Annotated in this window: 7 protein-coding genes; 6 read left to right on the forward strand and 1 reads right to left on the reverse strand. The window is 38.3% G+C overall.

The annotated features are described in order from the left end of the window. Positions 1 to 218 precede the first annotated feature (218 nt). The 6 genes from SANK73390_RS01955 (at position 219) to SANK73390_RS01980 (ending at position 4914) form a co-directional block, all read left to right on the forward strand. Complete coding sequence (locus SANK73390_RS01955; RefSeq protein WP_462762871.1) at positions 219 to 1052, forward strand: hypothetical protein; 834 nt, start codon at positions 219 to 221, stop codon at positions 1050 to 1052. Between the two features lie 14 nt (positions 1053 to 1066). Next, positions 1067 to 1933: a Hint domain-containing protein gene (locus SANK73390_RS01960; RefSeq protein ID WP_462762873.1), complete on the forward strand. Its 867-nt coding sequence runs from the start codon at positions 1067 to 1069 to the stop codon at positions 1931 to 1933. Between the two features lie 44 nt (positions 1934 to 1977). After that, positions 1978 to 2757, forward strand: coding sequence for a hypothetical protein (locus SANK73390_RS01965; RefSeq protein ID WP_462762875.1), 780 nt, complete (start codon positions 1978 to 1980; stop codon positions 2755 to 2757). 18 nt (positions 2758 to 2775) lie between these two features. Then, positions 2776 to 3303: a hypothetical protein gene (locus SANK73390_RS01970; protein ID WP_462762877.1), complete on the forward strand. Its 528-nt coding sequence runs from the start codon at positions 2776 to 2778 to the stop codon at positions 3301 to 3303. 141 nt (positions 3304 to 3444) lie between these two features. Then, positions 3445 to 3774 carry a hypothetical protein gene (locus SANK73390_RS01975; RefSeq protein WP_462762880.1) on the forward strand — a complete coding sequence of 110 codons (330 nt, stop codon included), beginning with the start codon at positions 3445 to 3447 and terminating at the stop codon, positions 3772 to 3774. Between the two features lie 261 nt (positions 3775 to 4035). Further along, entirely contained in the window at positions 4036 to 4914 is an 879-nt protein-coding gene (locus tag SANK73390_RS01980) for a hypothetical protein (RefSeq protein ID WP_462762883.1), read from the forward strand. Positions 4915 to 4997: 83 nt separating this feature from the next. Here SANK73390_RS01980 and SANK73390_RS01985 read toward each other — a convergent pair. Continuing rightward, positions 4998 to 6000, reverse strand: a 1003-nt coding sequence (locus tag SANK73390_RS01985; RefSeq protein ID WP_462762886.1) for a PKD domain-containing protein, incomplete at its 5' end; no start/stop codon positions are given.

The following is a 6000-nucleotide window of genomic DNA, read 5'->3' on the forward strand; positions in this document are numbered from 1 at the left end:
TAAAAAATAAAACCATAAAACAAAACACAACAATGTTTAAATTAACTATAAAAAACCGTATTGCCAAAGATAAAATGCATAGTTACCATCTCCCTGTTGGTTTTTATATATTTTAAATAGAATTTAAACCAACAAGGAAATCAAGGATGTCAGCATTTTATTAAACTGAAAATTATGTGTGACATTTGCATTTTAAGCTTTATAAATGGAAATTAATCGTGAAAAATAAAAGTTATATTTTACCTTTTTTACTCTCTTCTGTAGCTGCCTCTATTTCGGCACATGCAGCAGATCAATATGAAAGCTGTAATGCCATTCTTGCTGGCGGCGTTTTCGATAATTACGAAGAAACCATGAACTTTGAGTCTAAAATCGCACTTAAAAAGTGGGTTTGTAGTTCGGAGTACAGCAAAGGCGACGCAGGTGGTAACCTATCTTTGGATGTTATCGGTATTTTCAACTTTGGCGGCGGCGGTGGTAACGTCAAGGAGTGGAAAAAAGAGCACTGTTCTCAAGATGATCGGTCTTATGAAGATAGTAAAGCTTCACATGTGCTAATTCAAAAAGCGAGCGATACTATTGTAAACGCTTGGTCACAGTGTATGCAAAACAAGAACAATAATACGCTATCTTGTTATGCTAAAGAAACACACGACTCACTACTAATGAAGATTGATGTTAAGTATGGTAGCGGTAATGTTGTTAACACTGACATTGTTGGTACCAACATGACCGCAGTAAATCGTGTACCCGACGAGTTATGGCCTGGCGAAGCGAACATCAGATATACCATTGATAATAAGAGTCAAGAGGCTTACTTTGACTTAAATGGTAATACTGACTATAAAAACGTTTCTTGTTCATACACAGTACCCAAAAAAGCAACTATTGATGCCGGCGCATGTGAAGTATTCAGAAAGCAGTCGCTATCACAAGGCAAAATCACAGCTTATGACTACAACTACTTACGTGATTATGATCTAGTTCCTTTATTCAGCAGCCGTCACGGTGGCTTAATTGGTAACTACGCTTGTTCATTATTCACTAACTAAAAAGGACTTTTACTATGAAATTTAAGTTATTAGCAGTTTCAGCAGCACTAGTTGTAGTATCAGACTTTGCTCTTGCACTTGACCCTGTTCGTGTTGAGCAACGTTGTGAAGATGACTCAATTAGTACAGGTGCTGGTGTTGGCCGTAATGATTGGGCGCTTCAGTGTCAACATATTTCAGCACGTACATTTGACTACAATATAAATGATGACTGGGGAAACCGTCGCTCTCGTGTATATTATCCAAGTTTCTATAAACCTGGCAACTTTGACGATTGGTTCCGCGCGCCAACAGCTAAAGGTGGATCATGTGGTCTGAATGGACACACAGCGATGATCACGTGTCTTTCTTCATGTTATACACCAGATCAAAAGCTACTATTTGCTGAAGGTGAATTGGCTATTTATGATGCGTTCACTCGCCGTGTTAGTCGTATAGTTACATTAGATGATGACGCAAACCTAAATAATATCTCTTATACAGTTCGTAATGTTGACGCTTATAGTGAGTCAGTCAAAGACGTAGTACACCGTATACTAGAGTTCAAGACAAAAAATGGTGGTTCACTAAAAGTGACATTAAACCACCCACTCATCTTGTCAACTGGTCATATGAAAAATGCTGAAGATATCCAAATTGGCGATTCATTAATTGCTGAAAATGGCGAATTCGATGAGATCACATCAATCGAAGAGGTTGAATTTTTAGGAAAGGTTTATAACGTGCGCCCTGACTCAGATAGTGAAGAAGGCGTTATCCTAAACGGCCAAATCGTTGTGGCACAGGGTTTCCTTTCAGGTTCAATGTATTACCAAAACACCGGTGCTAATCACGTTAACAGATTATTGTTACGCGATAGCCTACCAAGTGATTTGATCTAATTGAGTTAAAGCAGGCTTCGGCCTGCTTATAAATGGAGGTTAAATTGAAATCACTTTTAAAGGTGTTAGCCGTTGCTGTTGTCGCATTGATAGTTTTTGTGGTCGTGGATAAAAACCCTGATAAAGATCACCTTTTAACAACCAATACGTCAAGTTCTACAAATGTACATAATACTAAGCTATTAGCAACGTCTGAACAGCTTTCTGCCACACCTAATCCTGGTGTGACTGAAGCTGACAGTAAAGTTACAAATGCTCAAGTTGACACCACAATTCGAGAGAACAGAGTGGAAGAAAATAAACTTGAATGGAGGAAGGTGACCCCTGAATTTAAAGAGTTTATAGAATTATCGAATAAGCCACTTATGAGTATTGCTGACAAAGATAGACTTGCTCAACTAATGTATGAAACTAAATTAGTTGATGCTAGCCGTAAGATCTTACTTAAAGATGTAAATGAAAAAGAGCTAGACCTCGTTCAAGAAAGGCAACGTTTAGACTCAATTGAGTACCTTACGACTGTACTTGTTGGTAAATACAACTCACCCCAATTAGATAATGCCAAACAACTCGCATTGGATGCACTTTATCATGACAACGTAAAACCTGAGCAAGATCTTGATTTACGACGCTCACTTGTAGGTGACAAAGTCGAACTGGGTATGGTGCTAGCTGTTTATCACAAAGAAGCATGGGAATCTTATAAAACAAATGCCACTTACAGTGATAAGCATGCAAAATTAGTAGATTATGTCGACCAACTTGCGCTTGTTAAAGCTGAACAACTCAGCAGCAATGCGCTCAAACTTGCACAAAGAACTTAAAAAAATTAAGGAAGGATAATGAAAGTCAAAATTTTTACTCTAATTGCGTTACTCGTACTTTGCTTTAATGCTGATGCAAATATTTCTAGAAAAGATAAACGCTGTCAACTTGATGACAATCTTACGGCTTCACAAGCAAAAGCTCGAAACGATTGGGCTCGCCAGTGTGGCCATATAAGTCGCGGTACATACAACGATTATATGTATAACCAAGACGGTACATATAAAGAAACGCCAAATTATAATACCTATCACAAACCATATGATTTCTATAGCTGGTTTGAAGCACCTACATATGCAGGTGCAAGCTGTGATTTAGGTAATAACAACCAGTATACTGAATCGCTTAAATGTACTGTGCTTGATAACTCATCATTACCTAGAGATCAGTTGCAGCGCTGTGAAGACTTTAGAATGCAATCATTTTTAAATAATAGGATTTCTCCATATGACTATGAATATCTAAAAGAAACTAACCAAGTGCCATTATTTTCAAGTAGAACAAATAAGATGATTGGCTACTATAGCTGCGCTGAGTACAATTAAGCTATTTTATGGTGCAATTTTAATTGCACCTTTTAAACGGAATTAATAATGAACAAAATAACTAAAGTAATAATCATTATACTGAATATATCAATTATAATAAAAAGTAACCTTTCCTTTTCCGCAACTTTGGATGAAACGATGCAAATCTGTAGCAACGATCATCTATATCATAATGAGGCAATTGGCAGAAATGCTTGGGAAGCATTTTGTGGACACATGTCAATAAGGACATACAAATTCTACAAATATTTAGACTCTGGTCAAGTTCGTTTGAATGTTTACTATAACGCTTACTACTATGCTAACAATCCTGAAAAACAGTTTAGTGCGCCGACCACATCAAGAGCTGCACCAAATCGTTGCGAAATACCCACTAATATAAAAAGCGTAACTTGTTCTTCTTTAATGTTCAACAACCCTGATGTTGGTATTGGTCCAGGCCCTGATCCTGAAGACTACTTACAATAATCCACCTGAAAAGTGACTGGAGCTAACAGTGGCAACTAAACCACTGTAATATGATTCTCTCCAGCTTTAACCATATTAAATAGTGTGAAATACAACTCACTTTCATCATTTTTTGAAGCAATACGTAAAAATTGGAGGGGTTGCGACGTATTGACAACCTTTGGTTGAACTCTGCGATCTGCATCAAGTTTAAAGTTAGGTATGAGTCGTAGTAATCATTTATATCACCCTCAGAAACTAAAAACACACAAGGAATTAAGTATGATAAAAACAAGCAGCCTCACTTTATTGACTGTATCATTTCTTATTATCAGTAATGCAGCAGCGCTTTCATCAAGAAATACTGACATAGTAAAAAAGCGCTGTGGCATTCAAGACTCACTCGTTCCTTCTGAAGCGCTCGGTAGAAATGAATGGGCCTTACGATGCGGGCATATTCTCCCTCGAACGTATGATTACTATGTTAACGACGACTATGGAAAACAGCGTAAACGTCCCATCTACCCATCTTTCACCAAAGCAGCAAACTTCAATGACTGGATTTCAGCTCCGAGAGTAAGGATGGCCAATTGCGAGAGCCATGGCTATTCACCATGGCTCTCTTGCGTGGCTAACAGTGGTTATCCAGCCACCGATTTACTTTTTGCTCAAGGTGAATTATCTGTTTATGATGCTTACACACAGCAAGTACAGAAATTGATTGTGATTGGAGAGCACGCGACTTTAAATAATCTATATTATCAAGAAGAAAAAGTCACAATTAACGCTGAAAAAACCGATATACAACAAATAGAAGTTGTGACCATTCACACTCAGCATGGTAAAACGCTCACTGTCACACAAGATCATCCTCTACTCATTGCTCAAGGCATATTAAAAAATGCCCAATACTTAAGCACGCAAGATACTTTAATTGCTCAAGACGGGGAACTTGATAAAGTCATCTCAGTAAAAACGTCGACGATTACGGCACAGTTGTATAACACCCAAATCAACACTCTAGATGCCAAGCAGGAAGGTAAAAACCAACTTATTGTCACTCAAGGGTTTTTATCTGGCTATTTGGCTTCCGATGGTGAGCAAGAAATGATGCACCGCTTAGCGCTACGCGACAGTTTACCTTTTTCATTAACCAATTAAAAAACGAAAGAGCACTGTGATGCTATCGCATCACAGTGCTCTTTTTTACCTTTAGGCTATTTGCTATTAATAACCATCCGCATTTAGTTGCTATAAAGTGAGCATGAGTAATACCCAACTAAATTGCCATCATTAGAGCTGAAAAGTGGCACCTGATCGGTTTCTTTCAAATACTCATAATCGCGCTCTGAGAGTCTACCTTGTACAAATGATTGTGTCCTAAACACCTCACATGCATCTGCCTCAATTGTCGGCTTTGTTGGCATACTGTAAGCACAAGATACATTTTCATTGTTGGTATTGCCACTGATCTCAAAGTGAGCCTCACCGTTAGCATCATTCAGTTTATAATGTAGCTGTGTTTTTCCAGACTTTAAAGCACTTGGTACATTATCTACCGTGGTTAAATTAGTTGTAACAATATCCGTATTGAGTAACTTTCCACTATCGGCTTTTACATTAATGTTAAGTACAACAGAATGCTTATTCTCAGGCTGTATTCGGTCGCCTTGCGTAGCATAGCACGCCAAAGCGTTGTTGTTTTGCATACACTGCGTCCATGTTGATGATGCTTTTTCGCTCGCTGTGTGCAGTAAAACATGAGATGACTTACTGTCTGCAAAATTGATGTCATCATCGGAGCAATGGGTGGCTCTCCATTCATCTAAATCAACGTTATTATCATCTAGTGAAAAAATATTGCTAACACTTTTTGCAAGGTCGTTATTCTGTAGCGATGGAGCACTACATAACCATTTTTTAAGTGCTATTTTCGACTCAAAGTTCATCGTTTGCTTATAGGTGTCCAAAGCGCTACGAGCCAACTCAACATTACAACTGTCAAAGCCACTTTGCGCTTGCGCCGCTCGCTTTACTGTAATGCTAATCGTATCCTTTGCTTCACCCCCTTTGTCATCCCTAACAACCAACTCAAATTCAAGTGTTGTATCAGCATCTAGTACGGGGGCGGTAAAAGAAGCATTAGCTTGGTTTTTATCTCGGATGGTCACTGCATAACCTGATTTTTGTGACCATTGATAGTTTGTTACGGTCCCATCTGGGTCACTTGCTGAGCTGGTCATGTAT

It is taken from the genome of Pseudoalteromonas sp. SANK 73390, from assembly GCF_054966645.1.

What these genes read in the sequence shown, in the direction of transcription:
- SANK73390_RS01960 (WP_462762873.1), top strand. Translation starts at nt 1,067, where the DNA reads ATGAAATTTAAGTTATTAGCAGTTTCAGCAGCACTAGTTGTAGTATCA.
- SANK73390_RS01970 (WP_462762877.1), top strand. Translation starts at nt 2,776, where the DNA reads ATGAAAGTCAAAATTTTTACTCTAATTGCGTTACTCGTACTTTGCTTT.
- SANK73390_RS01975 (WP_462762880.1), top strand. Translation starts at nt 3,445, where the DNA reads ATGCAAATCTGTAGCAACGATCATCTATATCATAATGAGGCAATTGGC.
- SANK73390_RS01980 (WP_462762883.1), top strand. Translation starts at nt 4,036, where the DNA reads ATGATAAAAACAAGCAGCCTCACTTTATTGACTGTATCATTTCTTATT.